Here is a 19,955-nt window from a genome sequence, read left to right on the forward strand (position 1 = left end):
TTAGCGACTTAGCAAATTCTGAGTTTTGAATTTGTCCTTGCCCGAAATGCTGATGACATCGCCATCATGCATGACCTTGATTGGCCCTGCAAAATGCTCCGACGCCGTGCCGGTCAATGCAAATTCCAGCGGCTTGGGCACGGACGGCACGATATGCGTGAAGGCGAGCATACCGACGCCCGCAGTTTTTGCGACATCGGCGGCCTGTTCGGGGCTGATATGATAATTCTGGATATCGCTGAAGATTTTGGCCCTGTTCGCGTTACCGGCCTTGCGCGCGCTATTCTCCAAAATCTTGACCATACGCGGCGACAGGAGTTCGCTGACATACAGGTCCGACCCCTTGGCGGCCGCGGCAAGTGCCGGGGTGAACGCGGTATCGCCGCTGATCGTGACGCTGCGACCTTTCCAGTCGACGCGATAGCCGAAGGCGGGTTTGATCGGGTCATGGTCCACGGCAAAGGCAGTAATCCGGACGCCGCCGTTATCGTAAACGGGTCCCGGCGCAATGGCTTTGCCTGCCATGCCAAAGCCTTCAGGCTTCACCACATCGGCGCCATGATGCGCGATGCGGTACGTGGAATCGATGCGGTAGACGGCGTTATAGCCCTCCGTAATCTCCAGCACCCCTTCGGGTCCGGATACCGCAAGCGGCGTCGCGGCGCTGCTTCCTGCCCAGCGTTGCAGGGTGAAGGGACCTAAGCCTTCGAAATGGTCGCTGTGCAAATGGGTCAGCCAGACGCCCTGGATCTTGTCGAGAGGCATGCCCATCAGCGACAAGGTTTCGCCCGAACCTTCGCCCATGTCGAATATGAAAATCCGTCCGTCGGCGATGACGGCCGTACAGGCCGCGGCGCGGTCGCGGCTCGGAAGCGGAGAGCCTGTTCCGCAGAAGGCGACGTGCAGTTGGTCCTTCGGCAAATCCGCCAGCACATTACGCGCCATGGCGGCATCGGCACCGCGATTGAGAAGGTTCATGGCGATGGTGTCGCGCTTCACATAGCCGACCGCACCCACCAACGCTGCCACCCCGAGCAGCGCCCAAAGCCAATTCTTACGCATATCCCCTCCTTAGGAAAATTATCTCATCCCTGCATTTTTGCCAGCTTACGCTCAATAGCACCGGAAAGCATATGGAAAGCTTCACCGGCGGGGGATCGGTGCGCAAAAAGACCTACAGGCGCACGGTGCAGCGCCATTTGCTCGACCGCGCTGGCCATGGGAACACGCGGCCAGTCGGGGTCGGAAGACAGCGCCGTTCCATGCAGGTTCCGTCTGCGGTCGACCATCGAAAAGACCGGCAGCAGCGGCGCATGGCCCTTATGATGCGCGTGCAGATGCGCGACAACCTCGTCCAGTGCCCGCCGCGACAGGGGTGACGGAATAACGGGCACCAAGATGATATCGGCGGCCCGCATCATCTGTTCACTGGTTTCGGTGAGGCCGGGCGGGCAATCGAGAAAAATGCGGTCATATTTGCCGCTGATCGCCTCGACAATCTTGGCCAGCCGCTTTTTCTTTCCCAGCGCATGGAAGAAACTGTCCAGTCCCCGCAACGAAATATCGGCCGGTAACAGGTCGAGCCCTTTGATCTGGGTCGGTACAATCAGTTCGCCCGGCTCGATATCGCGCTCAAAGACCGAGCGGGCCTTCGCCTTTTTCTCAGGTTCGTGGCGCAAGAGAAAGCTTGCCGCCGACTGGGGATCCAAATCCCACAGCAGGGTTTTCCGCCCGCGACGCAGCGCCGCTTCCGCAGCAAGATTGACCGCCAGCGTGGTTTTCCCAACGCCGCCCTTCAGGCTGTAAATCGCAATCACTTTTGCTTTATGCGTCATAGCTCCTTGCTCTCTCCCCCCAGGATCAATGTCAACAGCGCAGAAAGCTGTGTATTTCCTTGGGACAACCCTTCCCCTTGTAAAACGGCTGCGCTAGGGCCGGGGGGTGAACCGAGAAAATATAAAATGTGATTTTGCGATAGTCGGCGGCGGTCTTGCCGGTGGACTGATTGCGCTTGCGCTTGCCAAAATGCGGCCCGAATTGAAAATCGTGCTCATCGAACAGGGCGACAGCTTTGGTGGCAACCATATCTGGAGCTATTTTGCGAGCGACATCTTGCCCGAACATCGCTGGCTGACGGCACCGCTCGTCACCTATGGCTGGTCCGGATATGAAGTGCGTTTCCCCGCGCATAGCCGGTCGCTAGACAATATTTATTACACCATTGAGTCGGAGCGGCTCGACTGGGTTTTGCGGAACAGCCTGCCTGCCTCGGCGCTGATGTTGGGCCGCGAAGTGAAGGCCGTATCGCCCCGTCTGGTCGTGCTCGACGGGGCGCAGCGGATCAACGCCGGTGGTGTCATCGACGTGCGTGGTGCGGGCGATCTCAACCATCTGGATTGCGGATGGCAGAAATTTACTGGGCAGCTGATGCAGCTGTCCGAACCGCATAATCTGACCAAGCCGATCGTCATGGACGCCACGGTGGAACAGTTTGACGGCTACCGCTTCGTCTATGTCCTGCCCTTTGGCATGGACAAGATATTTGTCGAAGACACCTATTATAGCGACACGCCCGCCCACGATCCCCGCCGCTACCGGCAACGGATTGCCGAATATGCCGATACCAAGGGCTGGAAGGTCGAGCGCGTGGTGCGCGAAGAAAATGGTGTCTTGCCCGTCGTGATGGGCGGCGACCTTGAAAATTATTGGGCAAGCGGCAGCGGGCGGACCGCCAAGGCCGGCGCGCGTGGGGCATTTTTCCAGGCCGTGACCAGCTATTCCCTGCCCGACGCCGTGCGCAATGCCATCTTCATTGCCGAACAGCCGGACCTGGACGGCGACAAGCTGAACATGGTGATGCGCCAGCGCGCGCAGGAGCATTGGCAGAATGGGAAATTCTACCGCATGTTGAACCGCATGCTGTTCCGCGGTGCCGATGTTTCCGATCGCTATAAAATTCTGGAGCGCTTCTACAGGTTAAAGCCCGGATTGATCGAACGCTTCTATGCGGGAAAGACGAGCCCCGGTGACAAGGCGCGCATATTGTCTGGCAAGCCGCCCATTCCCATCGGGAAAGCCATCACCGCGATCCGGAGCAAAAAGAAATGAAAACCGCAGCAATCATAGGTGCCGGATTTGGGGGACTTGCGCTCGCCATCCGTTTGCAGTCCGCTGGCGTCGCCACCACCATAATCGAAGCCCGGGACAAGCCCGGCGGCCGCGGCTATTATTGGGAAAAAGACGGCTTTACCTTTGATGGCGGACCCACTGTCATTACCGACCCGCCCTGCCTAGAAGAATTATGGGCCTTGTCCGGCCACAAGATGGCGGACGACATTGAATTGATGCCGGTCTTCCCCTTCTACCGGCTGAACTGGTCCGACGGCACCAATTTCGATTATTCCAACGACGCCCCGGGGTTGAAGGCCGAGATCGAGAAACTGAACCCGGATGATGTCGAAGGATATCGCAAGTTCCTCGAATATTCGAAGGGCGTTTACAAGGAAGGCTATCAAAAGCTCGGCACGGTTGCCTTTCTCGATTTCGCATCGATGATCAAAGCCGCCCCTGCGCTGATGAAATATCAGGCATGGCGGTCGGTCTATTCCATTGTCTCGTCCTATGTGAAGGACGAAAAGCTGCGCGAGGCATTGTCCTTTCATACGCTTTTGGTCGGCGGCAACCCCATGTCGACCAGCGCGATTTACGCCCTGATCCACACGATTGAAAAGGATGGCGGCGTCTGGTTCGCCAAGGGCGGGACCAATAGACTGGTCGCCGCCATGGTCACGCATTTCGAACGTCTGGGCGGCACGCTGCGCCTTGCCGATCCGGTTGAAGAGATCGAAACGCGCGGTGACAAGGTGACCGGCGTGCGGACCAAATCGGGTTGGCGGATGGATTGCGACATGCTCGCGTCCAATGGCGACTTGATGCACACCTACAAGGATCTGCTGACAAGCAACAAGCGCGGCGAGCGGGCAGCAAAATCGCTGAACCGCAAAAGCTGGTCACCTTCGCTGTTCGTGCTCCATCTCGGCATCAAAGGCACATGGCCCGGAATTCCGCACCATATGATCCTCTTCGGTCCACGTTACAAAGGGCTGCTGGACGACATTTATAAAAACGGTGTCTTGCCTAAGGACTTCTCGCTCTATCTGCACCATCCAACGGTTACGGACCCGAGCCTTGCACCCGAAGGTTGCTCGACCTTTTACGTCCTTGCCCCTGTCGCCCATATGGGCAAAGCGCCACTCGATTGGGATGGCGATGTTGGCGAGGCCATGACCGAACGGATTCTGGACGAGCTGGAGCGCCGCTTGATCCCCGACATTCGCTCGCGGATCATGACCCAGTTCCATTATACGCCCGCCGATTTCGGGCGTGACCTGTCTGCGCATCTGGGCAGCGCCTTCAGTCTGGAGCCTGTGCTGTGGCAATCGGCCTATATGCGCGCGCATAACCGCGATGATGCCATTTCCAACCTGTACTTTGTGGGCGCAGGCACGCATCCGGGTGCCGGAATTCCGGGCGTTGTAGGCAGTGCCAAGGCAACGTCGGAGCTGATGTTGGAGGAATTGAAGTAGTGAAGCGACTTGCGGTTTATTGTGGTTCGGCAACACCTGAAGACCCGATCTATATCGAGACAGCCCGCACGGTCGGACGCATGCTTGCGGAACGCGGCATTGGTGTCGTCTATGGCGGTGGCCGGTTGGGGTTGATGGGCGCGGTTGCCGATTCGGCCTTGGCGGCGGGCGGCGAAGTGATCGGTATCATTCCGGAAGCGTTGGTCGGTGCCGAAGTCGCACATAAAGGCTGCACCGAATTGCACGTTGTATCGGGAATGCATGAACGCAAGGCGCGCTTCACCGATTTGTCCGACGGGTTCATCACTATTCCGGGCGGCGTCGGCACGATGGATGAATTGTGGGAAGCGATAAGCTGGTCGCAATTGGGCTATCATCAAAAACCCGTGGGTGTCTTGAATGTGGCGGGCTTTTACGACCAGCTGATCGCGTTTAACGCGAAGATGATCGATGTAGGGTTCATCCGGCCGCAGCATGCAGGGATCATGATCGTCGATGAAACGCTCGATGGCCTGCTCGGCAAAATGGCGGCCTATGTCCCGCACAAGACGATCTTCCAGATGAAAGCGGACGATTTGTGAGAGACCGCGCCGCGCTCGTCGCTTTCGCGCAGGAAAGCATAGCGCGCGGTTCCAAATCCTTCCGTTTTGCCAGCCGTCTGTTCGACCGGACGACGCGTGAGCGGGTGTGGTTGCTCTATGCCTGGTGCCGCAAATGCGATGACATGGCCGACGGACAAGATCATGGCGGGGCGATGGCGGTCGTCGATGACCCGCTGGAGCGGCTTGCGATGATTCGCGACCTGACAGCCAAGGCATTGGAAGGCATACCGACTGGCGAGCCTGCATTTGATTGCTTGGGTATTGTCGCGCAGGAGTGCGGATTAACCGCAAAAATGGCCGAGGATGTGATTGAGGGCTTTGCGCTGGATGCCGCCGACTGGCACCCGCGGCGGGAAAATGATCTTTACCGCTATTGCTACCATGTCGCAGGCGCAGTCGGCGTCATGATGGCCGTGGTGATGGGCGTATCCCCGGACGAGGAAGCAACACTTGATCGCGCATGCGACCTCGGCCTTGCCTTCCAATTGGCCAATATTGCGCGCGATATTGCCGAGGATGATGCAGCGGGGCGGTGTTACCTGCCGGACGACTGGCTGGCGACACTGGATATCGGTCCCGGCGAGCATATGCGGCCACATAACCGGAAAAAGCTCGCTTTAATGGGCCGCTGGCTTGCCGATGAGGCAGAGCAATATGAGGCGTCGGCGCGCATCGGGGCCGTAGAGCTACCCTTTCGCGCGCGCTGGGCAGTATTGTCCGCGGCCGGCATCTATGGCGATATCGCCCGGCAAGTGCGCAGCGCAGGCGAACATGCGTGGGATCAGCGGATATATACCAGCCGCCCCGAGAAATTCCGCTGGGTCAAAACGGCATTCGCCGATGCTGTCGCCAACAACCCCCGTCCCATGGACCGAAGCGGCCTCTGGACCCGGCCAAGGGATTAGGTTCAGGGCGCCATATATTTGCGCGCCCGGTCCTCGAGCCGCTGAACCGCCGCTTCGTGAATTCCGGGTGCACAGCAGATCAGGCCAAAATCCCGTGGATCACGCTTGTTATAGGACAGCGGCAGGCCCAGCGCATCGGTCACCACCGCGCCAGCCTCTTGCGCTACCAGATGCGCTGCTGCCACGTCCCATTCATGGCCCCAGCGCAGCGTCGCGACCAGATCGGCGCGGTCGCACGCGACCATCGTCATGCGCATCGCGATGCTGTTGGGCTTGGTCACTGTCACCAGATCATGGTCGATCTTCGGCAACTCATCGGCAGGGACACGCGCGCCTGCAAATTCCTGCCGCACACTTCCGGTGAGGCGGTCGCCATTGCAAGTGACCCCTTCCCCATGCGCCGCGACCCATAATTTTTGCTGGGCAGGTGCTGCCATGATAGCGAAGTACGGCTGGCCGTCAGCGACAAGTGCGACCGAAACGCACCAACCATCGCGCCCCCCGACATAATCGCGCGTGCCGTCAATTGGGTCGACAAGCCACAGTAAACGCGATTCCAGACGCGCTGCGTCGTCCGCAGTTTCTTCCGACAGCCAAGCGGCCTCGGGCAGGATTCCGGTGAGGCGCTCTTTCAGCAGAGCATCTACCTCCATATCGATATCGCTGACCGGGCTGTCGTTGCTTTTTGACCAGACCCGCGTGTCGGGCGCTGCGCCGTCGCGCCAACTGGTCATCGCCAATGCAGCGGCCGCCTCGACCGCGGCAATCACCGCAGCACGGTCAACCAACTGCTCAGGCACTCGCGATCATCATTCCGTCAATACGCAATGTCGGCACATTGCTGCTGCGGATGAATTCGAGATCGTCAGCGGCGACCATAGCGGCGAACATATCTTTCAGGTTACCCGCGATCGTAAACTCGCTGACCGGCCCCGCAATCTCGCCATCTACAATCAGGAATCCTGCGGCGCCGCGGCTGTAATCGCCCGTGACCAGGTTGACGCCTTGTCCCACCAGTTCATGCACATAAACGCCATATTTGATGTCGCGGATCAGGTCGGCAACGCTGCCCGACCCGCCTTCCAAATGCAGGTTGGACGTGCTGACCCCGGGTGCGCCGCTGACGCCGCGGCTTGCATGGCCTGTCGGTTGCAGGCCCAACTGCCGTGCGGAGGCACTTTCCATGAGCCATCCGGTCAGCACCCCGTTTTCGATGATGGAGCGCCGTGCGGTCGGCAGTCCTTCGCCATCAAAACCACGGCTGGACAAGCCACGCGGGCGCAAGGGGTCGTCGATCACCGACAGGCTGCTGTCAAACAAAGCTGTGCCATTGGCGTCGAGCAGGAAGCTTGTCTTGCGCGCGATCGAGGAGCCCGAAATCGCACCCAGCAAATGGCCCACCAACGAGCTGCCGACGCGCGGATCGAACACAACGGGCATTGAACCGCTCTTTACCGATCCGGGGTTGACCCGCTTGACCGCGCGCTCGCCAGCCCTCCGTCCGATCGCTGCCGCGCTGTCGAGGTCGGCCAGATAACGTGCCGACCGCCAGTCATAGTCACGCTCCTTGGCATCCCCCTCGCCCGCGAGCACGCTTGCAGACAGGCCATAGCCGGTCGAGGATTTCACACCGGCGAAACCATGGCTCGTCGCCAAGGCGAAGATGGAGCGTGCGGCGCTTGCACCTGCGCCTTCGCTGTTGGTGACACCGGCAACGGCGCGTGCCGCATCTTCGCATTCCAGCGCCGCGGCGCGGAGCAAGGCCGGGTCGGGGTCTTGCCCGTCATCGACATCCAGATCGGGAACATCGCCTTTGAGCAAACGGTCTTGCGGGGCCAGCCCTGCATATTGATCCTCGGGCGCTTCCTTTGCCATGTCGATGGCACGGGACACCAGATTTGCCAAGATCGAGGGATTGAGGCTCGACGAAGAAATGGTTGCCGACCGCTGCCCGACGAAAACCCGCAGGCCGATTTCCTCACCTTCCGAACGCGCGACATCTTCGAGCGCGCCGAGGCGCACCTGCACCTCTGTGGACGCATCGCAGACATAGACGGCATCGGCGGCGTCGGCGCCTGCTTTAATAGCTTGGGAAACAAGATTCTCTGCGCGGTCGAGCGCTTCATGTGGCTTTAGCATAGTCCCCGCTTAGGCGCGGGGCGCAAGAGCGTCAATCAGGCGACGCCCGCAATTATGTGGCAAATGAGCGCAAACACTGCCGGTAAGGCAACCGCTGCGATCCAGAGCATGGCACGATCCGCATTGAAACGGCGATCCAGGCTACCATCACCATTGTCTGTGGCTTGAAGCGCTTGCCAGCGGCGTTCAAGATTGCGGCACGGCGCAATGACGAGTGCGACCAAAAGCACAAGCAGGAAATAGGGGAATATCGACGTACCGTCGCTTTCCATTCGCGGCGTCACCAAAAAGATCAGCGCCAATGTGTACACGACCAGTGCAAAGGCGACATGATCGGACATACGTTTCGAATAGCTTCTTTGCAGCCTGATGGTTGCGTGCTCGGCTCTTGCCATTGCAGCTCTCCCCTTATCTCTCCGGGAAGAAGACTGTCACCTTACAGGCCGCATTTCAAGCTTATTTACCAACTTTTAAGGGAGGCCCAAAATCTTGTGGTTTTGCAATGACAAGCGCCAGTTGGGATGCGCCATTACAAAGCTGGTGGCCGATTCCACATTCGCCTGATTCGCGGAACTATCCCCGCTATCCATCGGCTGGATCAGGAAGTTGGCAAAATTCCAGCCTGCCATTGCGTCGGTATCGCTGCCGGTTTGCGGCCAAACGAGCTTAAGTTCGTCCCCCCTGCGCTGGACCACATCGGACCCTGCTTTCGGGCTGATACAGACCCAGTCAATCCTGGGATGTGTTTCAATCGTGCCATTGCTCTCGATAGCGATGGTAAAGCCCCGCGCATGAAGCCCATCGACCAGCGCGTCGTCGACCTGCAACATGGGTTCACCGCCGGTGAGCACGACATAGCGGTCGGAATTTCCCTCACCCCATAGCTCTGCGACCTTGGTTGCAAGATCATCGGCCGAATAACGCCCGCCATTTTCGCCATCCATGCCGACAAAATCCGTATCGCAAAATTGGCAGATGGCGTGTGCGCGATCTTCTTCGCGGCCGGTCCACAAATTGCATCCGGTAAAGCGCAGGAATACGGCCCTGCGTCCGGCGTGTACGCCTTCGCCCTGAAGCGTCAGGAAAATCTCTTTGACCCCGTAGCTCATGCGTAGACGGTCGGATCGACCAGCCCCGCATCGGCAAAGCCCTTGGCGCGCAGGCGACAACTGTCGCACTTGCCACATGCCTTGTGATCGGGCGTCGGATCATAGCAGGACCAGCTCATACCCGCATCGAGCCCTAGCCGGGCCGCTTCGGTCGCAATTTGCGCCTTGCTCATGTGCAGCAGTGGCGTGTGGACGGTGAACGCATCCCCCTCCACCCCGGCCTTCGTCGCCAGATTGGCCATGGCTTCAAACGAACGGATAAATTCGGGGCGGCAATCCGGATAGCCCGAATAATCCAGCGCATTGACGCCAATCCACAGATCGCGCGCACCACGGGCCTCGGCAAGCCCCAGGCATAGCGACAGAAAAATGGTATTGCGGGCGGGCACATAGGTGACCGGAATGGCATCATCCTCGACACCGTCCTTGGGCACATCAATATCCGCAGTCAGGGCAGAGCCGCCAAAGCGGGTCAGATCCAGCGGCAGGATGATATGCTCGATCGCGCCGAGATGGGCAGCAATCCGGGTCGCCGATTCCAGTTCGACACGGTGCCGCTGGTTATAATCGATGGTCAGCGCCACCAGAGCATAGCCCGCCTCCCGCGCCAGCCCGGCGACGACCATAGAGTCGAGGCCACCGGACAAAAGGACGATGGCGGATTTGCTGTTATCGGTCATTGTGAAAGCATCTCTCAGTACAGAGAGGAAAATGGTGCACCCGGAGCGATTCGAACGCCCGACCCTCAGATTCGTAGTCTGATGCTCTATCCAGCTGAGCTACGGGTGCGTGGAGCGCCGCTATTAGGGAGGTCGCTGCCCATGTGCAACACCTAATTTCGCCTTAAAGCACCTTGCAGGTCGATTTCCGGCGAATGGCGTCAATGACAGGGAATTCCGCCGGATCAGCAAGCAATATCCGGATCAATGCGATCCCGCGATCATGCTCCAACCGGACCGGTTCATACCCCGCAGGCGCCTTTTGGCCTGCCTTGACCAATGCGAGCCGTGCCGCTTTGCCGCCTGTGTCACGATCGCTGCGAACGGCGGCAACGTCGGTGCGGGCGTCGAAGATGCTGACCGACCAATAATGGTCGGGCACCGGTTCGATATCGATCAGCACGGGCCCTTTCGCCAGATTGAAGACGCAGGTCGAATAGGACAGGTCCGGACTGGGCCGCACAATCGGCTGGTTGTCGGCGGTTGCCATATCACCAAAGGCAAAGCGGTTTTCAGGACCGCGTGCGCCAATTTTTTTCATGGCCGCGTTCATCAAGACATAGGGCGTCGCCAGCAAGGTGGCTTGATAAGCGCCGCCAGCCACCAAAGCACCCGCCACCAAAGGAAATAACCACCGCCGCATCATATGCACCCCAATCGCTTGATCGCTGGAAGCGATGCCTTTGCCGGATCACTTATTAGCGTGGCCGACGGATGGTAGAGCCGCAACGTCAGGTCAAAGGCCTTGACCCCGCCGGTGGGCAACCAAGACCCGCTTTGCGTGTCGGGCGCGACGGTGAAGGACCAGATGCCATCTTCCCCTTGCGTTGCCGCATGCGCCGGAATGGACCAGCGGTTGGCGCTATTTTTCACGAGCCAGCCTTCGCCTTCATAGAGCGTCACGCTCCACCAACGGCCATCCAGCTTTCCACCGCTGACCAAATAGGTGCAGCGCCCGTCGAGTGCCTTGCCATCGCTGTCGACTTTGGCGGTAAAATACATCGCCTCTTTCGCGGGCAGCGCAAGCAAACCCGACAATGCAACTTTGGCGCGTGTGAGTGCCGAGGCTTCTGCCGTTCCGAAACTTTTGCCGGTCGTCCACGGGCCGATGGCGACTGTGCCGTCGCCAAGCCCACCGCGCACCTGGTGCACAGCAAAGGCCGTACCTCCGATCAGACCAAGCGTCACGCAAATGGCAAAACGATGCCAGCTTTTCATGCCTCTCCCCCTTTTTGGAGGAGACTAAGCATGTCACCTACTTCTTGGCAAGTGCCGCCTGCGCCGCCGCCAGCCGCGCGATGGGCACGCGATAAGGCGAGGCGCTGACATAATCGAGGCCAACCTTTTCGCAAAAGGCAATGGATGCCGGATCGCCGCCATGTTCGCCGCAGATACCAAGCTTGATATCGGGACGGGTGGCCTTGCCCTTGGTGGCGGCTATTTCGATCAATTGCCCGACGCCTTCGACATCGAGGCTGACGAACGGATCGCGGGCATAAATGCCCTTGTCGACATAATGCGTCAGGAAGCGGGCCGCGTCGTCGCGGCTGACGCCCAAAGTCGTCTGGGTCAAATCATTGGTGCCGAAGCTGAAGAAGCTGCCGACTTCGGCGATTTCATCGGCCATGAGTGCGGCGCGCGGCAGTTCGATCATCGTGCCGACCAGATAGTCGATGCGCTTGCCTTGCTCGGCAAAAACCTCTTCCGCTGCCTTGTCCACGACGTCCTTCATCAATTCCAGTTCGCGCTTGGTACCAACCAGCGGGATCATGATTTCAGGCACTGGCGCAACTTCGAGCGAACAGGCTGCCTCGAAAATCGCACGCGCCTGCATTTCGTAGATTTCCGGATAAGTGACGCCCAACCGGCAACCGCGATGGCCCAGCATGGGGTTGAATTCATGCAATTCTGCCGCGCGCTGTTTGAGCACCTCAATACCTACACCTGCGGCCTCCGCAACTTCGGCGAATTCGCTTTCCTGATGTGGAAGGAATTCGTGCAAGGGGGGATCGAGCAAGCGAATGGTGACGGGAAGCCCGGCCATCACTTCGAAAATTGCGGTAAAGTCCTTGCGCTGCTCGGGCAGCAATTTGTCGAGCGCCACACGGCGGCCCTTTTCATCCTCAGCCAAAATCATCTGGCGCACGGCGGTGATGCGGCTGGCATCGAAGAACATATGCTCGGTCCGGCACAGGCCAATGCCCTCCGCGCCAAAATCCCGCGCTGTCTGCGCATCCAACGGCGTTTCGGCATTTGCGCGCACTTTCATGCGGCGGCCGGCATCGGCCCACACCATCAATGTGCCGAAATCACCCACCAGTTCCGGCTGCAGGGTCGGAACCTCGCCCGCCATCACTTCGCCGGTTGATCCGTCGAGCGTCAATATGTCGCCTTCGGTCAAGGTGCGGCCAGCGATGCGAAGGACGCGTCCTGCGGCATCAATTTGCAGGCTACCCGCGCCGGAAACACAGGGACGCCCCATGCCGCGCGCAACAACCGCCGCATGGCTGGTCATCCCGCCGCGTGCGGTCAGTATGCCCTTGGCGGCATGCATGCCGTGAATATCTTCAGGGCTGGTTTCGATGCGGACCAGAATGACCGCCTCGCCCATATCGTTGAAGCGTTCCGCCGTGTCGGCGTCGAACACGATCTTGCCCGATGCAGCGCCCGGGGACGCGGGCAGGCCCGACGTCAACACATCGCGCGGTGCGTTGGGATCCAGTGTCGGGTGCAGCAATTGGTCGAGCGCCATCGGATCGACCCGCAACACCGCCTCGTCCGTGCTAATCAAACCGGCTTCCGCCATATCCACTGCGATTTTGAGCGCGGCCTTTGCGGTGCGCTTGCCCGACCGGGTTTGCAGCATCCACAATTTCTCGCGCTCAACAGTGAACTCGATATCCTGCATATCGCGATAATGGTTTTCGAGGATTTCAAAGACCCGCGCCAGTTCGGCATAGACCGACGGCATCGCCTCTTCCATGGATAGCGGCTTGGCTCCGGCACGTTCGCGTGCGGCCTTGGTCAGATATTGCGGCGTGCGGATACCGGCCACGACATCCTCACCCTGCGCATTGATCAGATATTCGCCATAATAGGCATTCTCGCCCGTGGCGGGATCGCGGGTGAAGGCAACACCTGTGGCCGATGTTTCGCCCATATTGCCGAAGACCATGGCCTGCACATTGACCGCAGTGCCCCAGTCGCCGGGGATGTTATTGAGGCGGCGATAGACCTTGGCACGGTCCGATTCCCACGAACCAAAGACGGCGCCGACGGCACCCCAAAGCTGGTCATGCACATCTTGCGGAAAGGGCTTGCCCCATTCGGCCTCGACCAGTTTCTTATATGCGGCAACCAATGCCTTCAGATCATCGGCGGATAATTCGGTATCGAGATAATAGCCCTGATCTTCCTTCGCGACTTCCAAAGCCTCTTCAAAAGCACCATGGTCGAGTTCGAGAACGACATCGGCATACATTTGGATGAAGCGGCGATAGCTGTCCCATGCGAAGCGCGCATCGCCCGAAGAGGTGGCGAGACCTTCGACCGTAGCATCGTTCAGGCCAAGGTTGAGGACGGTGTCCATCATCCCGGGCATCGATACACGCGCACCGGAACGGACCGAAACAAGCAACGGGTTGGCAGGATCACCAAAGCTCTTGCCGGTTACCTGTTCAATATGCGCGATGCCGCCTGCGACTTCCGCACGGACGCTTTCCGGAAAGGTCTGGCCATTGGCATAATAGGCCGTGCACATTTCGGTCGTGATGGTGAAGCCAGGAGGGACCGGCAGGCCGATTGATGCCATGCCATCGAGATTGGCGCCCTTGCCCCCCAACAGGTTTTTGTTGCCACGAACGGTTTCGTCGCCGTCAGATACGCCCCCACCGAACCGAAACACATATTGGGTCATACTGCCTCCAAAACTTGTCTTCTATCTTGCCCGTGCCAAAACTGGGGCGTCTTGGCAAAGGCAATAAAGGGGGGGAATCTCTTCAAAAGGATAGTGGCCGACTAACCTTCTATTGTCGGGACATCGGCCATAGGGCGGACAGCGCCCGGGAAATGGGAGAGCGAACTGTTTGGAACATGGGTCATCATTCCCAACCCCGCCATTGAAACGCTACACATATTGGGCATGCCGAAGCCATCCCTCTATTCTGGCTAAAACTTTCGTGCGCCGTAGTGCAGTGCAGCACGATAGAGTCAAGTGCAGAAGGTGGTTACTTTGATGTTTTATTTGCAAAGAGCATGAAACGCGCGAGCGGACGTTTAAAGCTCAGAAGGTATAGAATGTGCAAAATGACAAAGGCGATCGCGAGATTAGCCAAGAGCTCATGCGCTTCTTCATAAGCTTCACCGGACTCATCTTCGCGCCCCGCGCCTTCACGTTCTTCGCTTTCCCCCGAAAAGGAAAAGGAACTGAGCGATGTGGGTTGTAGCGCGCGGCCATTATCCATGATCAACCCCGTCCCCGTCGCACCAATGACCGAAAGCGCTATCCCCGCCAGCAACGTCCGGCTGATCGCGGGATGTGTCATGAAACCTTTCAGATGCAAATCCTTGAACGAGGGGTAGAAGCGCTCAAGCCCCAATTGGGGGGCGCCACTTAACGCCCATATCAGGCGGAAAACGACAAGGGCCGCGACGCCATAGCCAAGCCATGCGTGGATCAGCCCCATCTCTGCCGAGAAATAGGCCGCCAAAACGGTGAGCGCGAGGAATGCATGAAAGATGCGGATGCGGTGTAACACGGCCATGGGAGGAGTTTCCTTTGGAGAGGTAACCCACCAGAGGCGCATTCGGGTATGCGGGCATTGATAAAGATCAACGCCCGCAAATATATATTTCGTTGGTTAGCCCTCGATTTTCGAGAAATCGGCGACCCGATGTACGGCGTCGCGGAACCGCGCAAGCAGTCCCAGACGGAAAGCCCGAACGGCGGGATCAGGATCGTTGACCATCACGCCTTCAAAAAAGGCGTCGATCGGCGCACGCAGGCTGGCCAAAGCCGTCATGGCGCCTTCGAAATCCTCGGCCTCGATCGCAGCGGCGGCTTTTGGCTCGGCGGCGTCGAGGGCGGTGAGCAACAACGCCTCTGCCTCTCCCAAACCGTCATGCTGAACTTGTTTCAGCATCCTAGTATCTTCGCCGTCCGCAGAATCAGACCCTGAAACAAGTTCAGGGTGACGGCTGTTTTTGTCATCGCCCGATTGCTTCAGGATATTGGCCGCACGCTTGTAACCGGCGAGAAGGTTCGCGCCTTCGTCCGTTGTCACGAAACCTTGCAGCGCTTTCACGCGCTTGACCATCAGGACATTGTCACCGCCGTGGGTGACCGAAACAACGGCATCAATCATGTCATGCCGGATTCCCGCTTCTCTTTGTTGGACTTTCAACCGGTCGATCAGGAAATTGGCGACGTCGATCCCGGCATTCGATCCACCGGAATGCGCCGCTGCCGTTATCAAATCGCGCATCGAGACACGAAGATTGTTGTCCAGAATGAGGGACAATATGCCGATAGCAGCACGCCGCAATGCAAACGGGTCTTTGGACCCTGTAGGCTTTTCATCAAATTGGAAAAACCCGACCAACGTATCCAGCTTATCCGCCAAACTGACCGCCACCGTCACGGGTGCCGTCGGCACATCATCTCCCTGCCCTACCGGCTTGTAATGGTCGCGCACAGCATCGGCGACAGCGTCGGTTTCGCCCTGTGCGCGGGCATAATAGCCGCCCATCAAGCCCTGCAATTCCGGAAACTCGCCGACCATGCCGGTCACAAGGTCTGCCTTGCACAAACGCGCTGAGCGTTCGGCTTCGTCGGCATTGGCGCCTATAACAATACCCTCTTCGGCCAACCAGCGCGCCAGCTTGGCGACGCGCTCGACCTTGTCGGCAACCGTCCCCAGTTTTTCGTGGAAGGTGATCTGCGCCAGTTTCTTGGCCTGTTCATCGAGCGGAACCTTCAGGTCCTGTTCCCAGAAGAACTTCGCGTCGCTCAACCGTGCGGCCAATACCTTTTCATTACCCGCAACAATCGCGGCCCCGCCATCGTTTGCGACGATGTTCACGGTGCAGACAAAGGCGTTGGCAAGTTTGCCGTCGCGGTCATGGCAGACAAAATATTTTTGGTTCACCCGCGCGGTGAGCTGGATGACCTCTTGCGGAACCTCCAGAAAGGCGGGATCGAACCGGCCGAGCATCGGCACCGGCCATTCGGTCAGTCCGGCATTTTCGGCAACCAGCCCTTCATCATCCACCAGCACAAGACCGGCGGCCTCAGCCGCGGCCTTTGCCCCATCGCGGATCAGCGTGCAGCGTTCGGAAAAGTGGACGATCACATGCGCCGCGCGCAACGCCTCGACATAGGCGTCGGCATTGGCAATTTCGATGGGGCCGCGCGAATGGAACCGGTGGCCCATGCTGTGGCGGCCGCTTTCGATGCCATCAATGACGCAGGGCACGATATCGTTACCCAGCAAGGCGATAATGCCCTGCAACGGACGAACCCAGCGCAGGCTCTCGGTCGAACTCGACGCCGCGCCCCAGCGTTGCGACTTGGGCCATGGGAATGCGCGGATGATTGCAGGTATGGCTTCGCCCAGCACATCGGCCGTGTTGCGGCCGGGCTTTTCAACGATGGCGAAATAAATGCCATCGCGCTCCACCAATTGGTCCTGTGTCAGGCCGGTTTTGCGCAAGAAACCTTCCATCGCCTGTGGCGGCGCGCCGACCTTTGGCCCCTTGGTTTCCTCGGAAACCGCCTCGGTCGCAAGCGGCAGACCTTTGGCAATCAGCGCCAGACGGCGGGGCGTGGCGAAGGTTTCGACCGATTGCGCGGCAAGACCCGCCTTGGAAAGCGCATCATTAAACAGGCGCGCCAGATCTTCCTTGGCCTTGGCCTGCATCCGCGCGGGAATTTCTTCGCTGAGAAGTTCGAGAAGGAAGTCGGCCATTATTCCGCCCATCCATTCTTTTCCATCCACGCCTGACAACTGCCTTTGGCGAGATCGCGGACACGGCCCATATAGGATGCGCGTTCCTGCACGGAAATAACGCCGCGTGCCTGCAGCAGGTTGAACAGATGGCTGGCCTCGATCGCCTGGTCATAGGCCGCGAGCGGGATGTTCGCCGCGATGCACCGCTGGCACTCCGCCTCGGCCTTGGCAAAGCCGTCGAACAGCGCGGCGGTGTCGGCGACCTCGAAATTATAGGTCGAAAATTCAACTTCATTCTTGTGAAAGACATCGCCGTAGGTGACGCCATGATTGTTGAACTTCAGGTCATAGACGCTGTCGACGCCCTGGATATACATGGCGAGACGTTCAAGGCCGTAGGTGAGTTCGCCCGCAACAGGCTTGCAATCAAAGCCGCCCATTTGCTGGAAATAGGTGAACTGCGTCACTTCCATGCCGTCGCACCAGACTTCCCAGCCCAGACCCCAGGCACCCAAAGTCGGGCTTTCCCAATCATCTTCGACAAAGCGGATATCGTGCTTCAACGGGTCAATACCGATGGCGTCGAGCGAGCCCAGATACAGCTCCTGCAGATTGGCGGGGCTCGGCTTCATGATGACCTGATATTGGTAATAATGCTGCAACCGGTTGGGGTTTTCGCCGTAACGCCCGTCGGTGGGGCGGCGGCTGGGCTGCACATAGGCGGCGTTCCAGCTATCCGGACCCAGCGCTCTTAACGTGGTGGCAGGATGGAAAGTCCCTGCCCCGACGCGCATGTCGTAAGGCTGCAAAATGATGCAGCCCTGCTTACCCCAATAATCATGGAGAGTCAGGATCAGGTCCTGAAAACTTAATGGTGCCACCTCAGACATTTCCAGCCCCTTGGCCGAGATGTGGCGCTAAATCAAGGTTCTGGACGGCGCGAAGCGATTTTGTCAGCCTCGCATAGCATTATGTAAGGTCTTATTGACATCAACGGCGAATCGGTATAGTAAGGTAAACATGACAGAACGACAGCCTAACCTGACATGAAAAACCAGCTTAAGATTTTGCGTGCCATGCGTGACTGGAGTCAGGCCGAGTTGGGCGAACAACTGGACGTATCGAGGCAGGCGGTGAACGCGATTGAAACGGGCAAATATGACCCGTCGCTTCCGCTGGCGTTCAAAATTGCCCGCCTGTTCGGGCGCCCGATTGAGGAGATTTTCGATGACGAATTTAACGGAGGCACCGATGCCGGACAGTGATGACATCACCCAATCCAATGGCCGCCGCATCATGTGGATTATCCTGTCGAGCCTGGGCATCGTCATGGTGGCCGGCGCGATCGCGGGCTACATGGCGGAGCATAATGCGCAAGGCGGGGGTCCGTTGGGAACAGCCGGAATCGTGACTTTCAGCGTCTTCGCAGCGCTTATCGCAGGCCTCGGCTACGCTATCTGGACAAACAGCCAAAAGTTGAGGGCGAGTAACGAGCCTCTTACAAAGCGGGAGAGACTCAACAGGAACATCCTGCTTGGCTGCGGTATTGGCGGAGGCATTGTGGGACTTACGGTCTCTCTCAACAGCGCGCTCACCGCCTCGCCCGACTCCGACGCGATTGATCTCTTCGTCAGCTCGGCCATTCCGCCCATCGCGGCATTGTTTCTAGCATTCATCTGGGGCGTCATAATGCCCGTCATTTCATGGGTCTGGCACAAAAGTGCCATCGATGAGCAGGAGGCCAGCGCCTACCGCGATGGGGGCTATTATGCGGCATATGCCTTTCTGATGGGTGCGCCGACATGGTGGTTCCTGTGGCGCGGTGGACTTGTACCCGAACCCAATGGCGTAGTTATCTTCCTGCTGTTCACCAGCATCTGGTCCGCCGTCTGGTATTGGAAAAAATATCGCTGACTTCCCGAAATTTAGCATAGAACAACATTAGCCAAACAGGAGTTACCCATGTCCCCCAAATATAAAGCACTACTGATCTCCGCGGCCCTCACATTCTCCCCGGCCTGCCTTGCGCAAAATGCGCCGACCGAAGCCCCGGCAGCCGTCGAAGCACTCGACCCCGTCAAAGCTGCACCTGCCGTCGTCAAAGATGTCGATCCCGCGCTTTGGGTTGTCAAAGACGAGGACACGACGATTTATCTGTTCGGCACCGTCCACATCCTGAAGCCCAATCTCAGCTGGTTTGACGAAGGCGTGAAGCAGGCGTTCGAAGGATCGGACCGGTTGGTGCTGGAGATGGTCGAGCCTACCGCGGCGGAAAGCCAGGCCCTCTTTGGCAAGCTTGCGATCGACAAAAGCGGCAAGACGCTGCGCTCCAAAATGAGCGATGCGGACCGGGCCATTTATGAAACCGCTATGACGAAAACAGGTCTCCCTGCCGAAGCACTCGATCCCTTTGATCCCTGGGCGGCGGCCGTCACACTCTCGGTAATCTCGATGCAGAAGCAAGGTTTCGACATAAACAGCGGCGCTGAAAAGCAGCTAACCGCCGCCGCAAATGCAGCGAAAAAGCCTATCGGCGGCGTTGAAACGATGGAGTTCCAACTGGGCGTCTTCGACAGCATGCCGGAAAGCGAGCAGATCCGCTTTCTCGTCGAGACCGCAAAGGTCGTCGAAAGCCCGTCCAATATGATGGACAAAATGGTCGAGCTTTGGGGTACCCCCGACCCCGATGGTCTGGGACAGCTTATGAACGAAGGCCTGACCAGCCGCGCGCTGTACGATGCGTTGCTGACGCGCCGTAACGCCAATTGGGCAAAATGGATCAAGGCCGAAATGGACAAGCCGGGCACGACCTTCATGGCCGTGGGTGCCGGACATCTGGCTGGCCCGACAAGTGTGCAAAATCTTCTGCCAGCCTATGGGCTTAGTGCGGTAAGAGTAGCTTATTAACGATTTGCCTGTCATTTGGAGAAGGCTCGCGCGTTGCGGGC

The 19,955-nt window shown here is 58.7% G+C and carries 20 protein-coding genes and 1 tRNA gene; 7 read left to right on the top strand and 14 right to left on the bottom strand.

The window, feature by feature from the left end; all coding sequences use genetic code 11:
- Nucleotides 1-1,062, bottom strand: coding sequence for an MBL fold metallo-hydrolase (locus EUU25_RS08145; RefSeq protein WP_158899952.1), 1,062 nt, complete (start codon nt 1,060-1,062; stop codon nt 1-3).
- 23 nt (nt 1,063-1,085) lie between these two features.
- Nucleotides 1,086-1,835, bottom strand: coding sequence for a ParA family protein (locus EUU25_RS08150; RefSeq protein WP_158899954.1), 750 nt, complete (start codon nt 1,833-1,835; stop codon nt 1,086-1,088).
- Between the two features lie 106 nt (nt 1,836-1,941).
- On the opposite strand from EUU25_RS08150, the gene crtY reads away from it, so the two are divergent.
- Genes crtY through EUU25_RS08170 form a run of 4 tightly spaced genes read left to right on the top strand, consistent with a single transcriptional unit; the run spans nt 1,942 to nt 6,093 of the window.
- Nucleotides 1,942-3,108: a lycopene beta-cyclase CrtY gene (crtY, locus tag EUU25_RS08155; RefSeq protein ID WP_187351302.1), complete on the top strand. Its 1,167-nt coding sequence runs from the start codon at nt 1,942-1,944 to the stop codon at nt 3,106-3,108.
- Nucleotides 3,105-4,586, top strand: coding sequence for a phytoene desaturase (locus EUU25_RS08160; protein WP_158899956.1), 1,482 nt, complete (start codon nt 3,105-3,107; stop codon nt 4,584-4,586). The genes crtY and EUU25_RS08160 overlap by 4 nt, the downstream gene beginning before the upstream one ends.
- A complete protein-coding gene (locus EUU25_RS08165; RefSeq protein ID WP_158899958.1) occupies nt 4,586-5,167 on the top strand; it encodes an LOG family protein in 582 nt (193 codons plus the stop codon). The genes EUU25_RS08160 and EUU25_RS08165 overlap by 1 nt, the downstream gene beginning before the upstream one ends.
- Complete coding sequence (locus EUU25_RS08170) at nt 5,164-6,093, top strand: phytoene/squalene synthase family protein (protein ID WP_158899960.1); 930 nt, start codon at nt 5,164-5,166, stop codon at nt 6,091-6,093. The genes EUU25_RS08165 and EUU25_RS08170 overlap by 4 nt, the downstream gene beginning before the upstream one ends.
- A 2-nt stretch (nt 6,094-6,095) precedes the next feature.
- Here the strand turns inward: EUU25_RS08170 and EUU25_RS08175 are convergent, their stop codons facing one another.
- From EUU25_RS08175 to EUU25_RS08230, 12 genes are all read right to left on the bottom strand, one after another.
- Nucleotides 6,096-6,893 carry a 3'(2'),5'-bisphosphate nucleotidase CysQ gene (locus EUU25_RS08175; RefSeq protein WP_158899963.1) on the bottom strand — a complete coding sequence of 266 codons (798 nt, stop codon included), beginning with the start codon at nt 6,891-6,893 and terminating at the stop codon, nt 6,096-6,098.
- On the bottom strand, nt 6,886-8,232 hold the full coding sequence (locus EUU25_RS08180) for a TldD/PmbA family protein (RefSeq protein ID WP_158899964.1): 1,347 nt from the start codon (nt 8,230-8,232) through the stop codon (nt 6,886-6,888). The genes EUU25_RS08175 and EUU25_RS08180 overlap by 8 nt, the downstream gene beginning before the upstream one ends.
- 35 nt (nt 8,233-8,267) lie before the next feature.
- Nucleotides 8,268-8,627: a hypothetical protein gene (locus EUU25_RS08185; RefSeq protein ID WP_158899966.1), complete on the bottom strand. Its 360-nt coding sequence runs from the start codon at nt 8,625-8,627 to the stop codon at nt 8,268-8,270.
- Nucleotides 8,628-8,702: 75 nt separating this feature from the next.
- Nucleotides 8,703-9,341, bottom strand: coding sequence for a 7-carboxy-7-deazaguanine synthase (queE, locus tag EUU25_RS08190; protein WP_158899968.1), 639 nt, complete (start codon nt 9,339-9,341; stop codon nt 8,703-8,705).
- Complete coding sequence (gene queC, locus EUU25_RS08195; RefSeq protein ID WP_158899970.1) at nt 9,338-10,021, bottom strand: 7-cyano-7-deazaguanine synthase QueC; 684 nt, start codon at nt 10,019-10,021, stop codon at nt 9,338-9,340. The genes queE and queC overlap by 4 nt, the downstream gene beginning before the upstream one ends.
- A 32-nt stretch (nt 10,022-10,053) precedes the next feature.
- Nucleotides 10,054-10,130, bottom strand: a tRNA-Arg gene (locus tag EUU25_RS08200).
- A 54-nt stretch (nt 10,131-10,184) separates the two neighbouring features.
- Nucleotides 10,185-10,706 carry a DUF1254 domain-containing protein gene (locus tag EUU25_RS08205; RefSeq protein WP_158899972.1) on the bottom strand — a complete coding sequence of 174 codons (522 nt, stop codon included), beginning with the start codon at nt 10,704-10,706 and terminating at the stop codon, nt 10,185-10,187.
- Entirely contained in the window at nt 10,703-11,278 is a 576-nt protein-coding gene (locus EUU25_RS08210; RefSeq protein WP_158899974.1) for a DUF1214 domain-containing protein, read from the bottom strand. The genes EUU25_RS08205 and EUU25_RS08210 overlap by 4 nt, the downstream gene beginning before the upstream one ends.
- A gap of 37 nt (nt 11,279-11,315) precedes the next feature.
- Entirely contained in the window at nt 11,316-13,976 is a 2,661-nt protein-coding gene (ppdK, locus tag EUU25_RS08215; protein ID WP_158899976.1) for a pyruvate, phosphate dikinase, read from the bottom strand.
- Between the two features lie 310 nt (nt 13,977-14,286).
- On the bottom strand, nt 14,287-14,823 hold the full coding sequence (locus EUU25_RS08220; RefSeq protein ID WP_158899978.1) for a cytochrome b/b6 domain-containing protein: 537 nt from the start codon (nt 14,821-14,823) through the stop codon (nt 14,287-14,289).
- A gap of 96 nt (nt 14,824-14,919) precedes the next feature.
- Nucleotides 14,920-17,025 carry a glycine--tRNA ligase subunit beta gene (gene glyS / locus EUU25_RS08225; RefSeq protein WP_158899980.1) on the bottom strand — a complete coding sequence of 702 codons (2,106 nt, stop codon included), beginning with the start codon at nt 17,023-17,025 and terminating at the stop codon, nt 14,920-14,922.
- Nucleotides 17,025-17,897 (bottom strand): glycine--tRNA ligase subunit alpha, encoded by an 873-nt coding sequence (locus tag EUU25_RS08230; RefSeq protein ID WP_158899982.1) that lies wholly within the window; start codon nt 17,895-17,897, stop codon nt 17,025-17,027. Before EUU25_RS08230 ends, glyS begins: the two co-directional genes overlap by 1 nt.
- 156 nt (nt 17,898-18,053) lie before the next feature.
- Between EUU25_RS08230 and EUU25_RS08235 the strand changes: the two genes are divergently transcribed.
- Genes EUU25_RS08235 through EUU25_RS08245 form a run of 3 tightly spaced genes read left to right on the top strand, consistent with a single transcriptional unit; the run spans nt 18,054 to nt 19,914 of the window.
- Nucleotides 18,054-18,272 (top strand): helix-turn-helix transcriptional regulator, encoded by a 219-nt coding sequence (locus EUU25_RS08235; protein ID WP_158899984.1) that lies wholly within the window; start codon nt 18,054-18,056, stop codon nt 18,270-18,272.
- The gene (locus tag EUU25_RS08240) at nt 18,235-18,921 is read left to right on the top strand and encodes a hypothetical protein (RefSeq protein WP_158899986.1); all 687 of its coding nucleotides are present in this window, start codon (nt 18,235-18,237) and stop codon (nt 18,919-18,921) included. Before EUU25_RS08235 ends, EUU25_RS08240 begins: the two co-directional genes overlap by 38 nt.
- A 48-nt stretch (nt 18,922-18,969) precedes the next feature.
- Nucleotides 18,970-19,914 (top strand): TraB/GumN family protein, encoded by a 945-nt coding sequence (locus EUU25_RS08245; protein WP_158899988.1) that lies wholly within the window; start codon nt 18,970-18,972, stop codon nt 19,912-19,914.
- The last annotated feature ends 41 nt before the right edge of the window (nt 19,915-19,955 follow it).

It is taken from the genome of Sphingorhabdus lacus (genome assembly GCF_009768975.1).
In the GTDB taxonomy this organism is placed as follows: Bacteria; Pseudomonadota; Alphaproteobacteria; order Sphingomonadales; family Sphingomonadaceae; genus Sphingorhabdus_B; species Sphingorhabdus_B lacus.

Bases quoted from the DNA above. Each gene is read 5' to 3' on its own strand.
- EUU25_RS08145 (WP_158899952.1), bottom strand. From the start codon at position 1,062: ATGCGTAAGAATTGGCTTTGGGCGCTGCTCGGGGTGGCAGCGTTGGTG.
- EUU25_RS08150 (WP_158899954.1), bottom strand. From the start codon at position 1,835: ATGACGCATAAAGCAAAAGTGATTGCGATTTACAGCCTGAAGGGCGGC.
- EUU25_RS08160 (WP_158899956.1), top strand. From the start codon at position 3,105: ATGAAAACCGCAGCAATCATAGGTGCCGGATTTGGGGGACTTGCGCTC.
- EUU25_RS08180 (WP_158899964.1), bottom strand. From the start codon at position 8,232: ATGCTAAAGCCACATGAAGCGCTCGACCGCGCAGAGAATCTTGTTTCC.
- EUU25_RS08185 (WP_158899966.1), bottom strand. From the start codon at position 8,627: ATGGCAAGAGCCGAGCACGCAACCATCAGGCTGCAAAGAAGCTATTCG.
- queE (WP_158899968.1), bottom strand. From the start codon at position 9,341: ATGAGCTACGGGGTCAAAGAGATTTTCCTGACGCTTCAGGGCGAAGGC.
- queC (WP_158899970.1), bottom strand. From the start codon at position 10,021: ATGACCGATAACAGCAAATCCGCCATCGTCCTTTTGTCCGGTGGCCTC.
- EUU25_RS08205 (WP_158899972.1), bottom strand. From the start codon at position 10,706: ATGATGCGGCGGTGGTTATTTCCTTTGGTGGCGGGTGCTTTGGTGGCT.
- EUU25_RS08210 (WP_158899974.1), bottom strand. From the start codon at position 11,278: ATGAAAAGCTGGCATCGTTTTGCCATTTGCGTGACGCTTGGTCTGATC.
- ppdK (WP_158899976.1), bottom strand. From the start codon at position 13,976: ATGACCCAATATGTGTTTCGGTTCGGTGGGGGCGTATCTGACGGCGAC.
- EUU25_RS08220 (WP_158899978.1), bottom strand. From the start codon at position 14,823: ATGGCCGTGTTACACCGCATCCGCATCTTTCATGCATTCCTCGCGCTC.
- glyS (WP_158899980.1), bottom strand. From the start codon at position 17,025: ATGGCCGACTTCCTTCTCGAACTTCTCAGCGAAGAAATTCCCGCGCGG.
- EUU25_RS08230 (WP_158899982.1), bottom strand. From the start codon at position 17,897: ATGTCTGAGGTGGCACCATTAAGTTTTCAGGACCTGATCCTGACTCTC.
- EUU25_RS08235 (WP_158899984.1), top strand. From the start codon at position 18,054: ATGAAAAACCAGCTTAAGATTTTGCGTGCCATGCGTGACTGGAGTCAG.
- EUU25_RS08240 (WP_158899986.1), top strand. From the start codon at position 18,235: ATGACGAATTTAACGGAGGCACCGATGCCGGACAGTGATGACATCACC.
- EUU25_RS08245 (WP_158899988.1), top strand. From the start codon at position 18,970: ATGTCCCCCAAATATAAAGCACTACTGATCTCCGCGGCCCTCACATTC.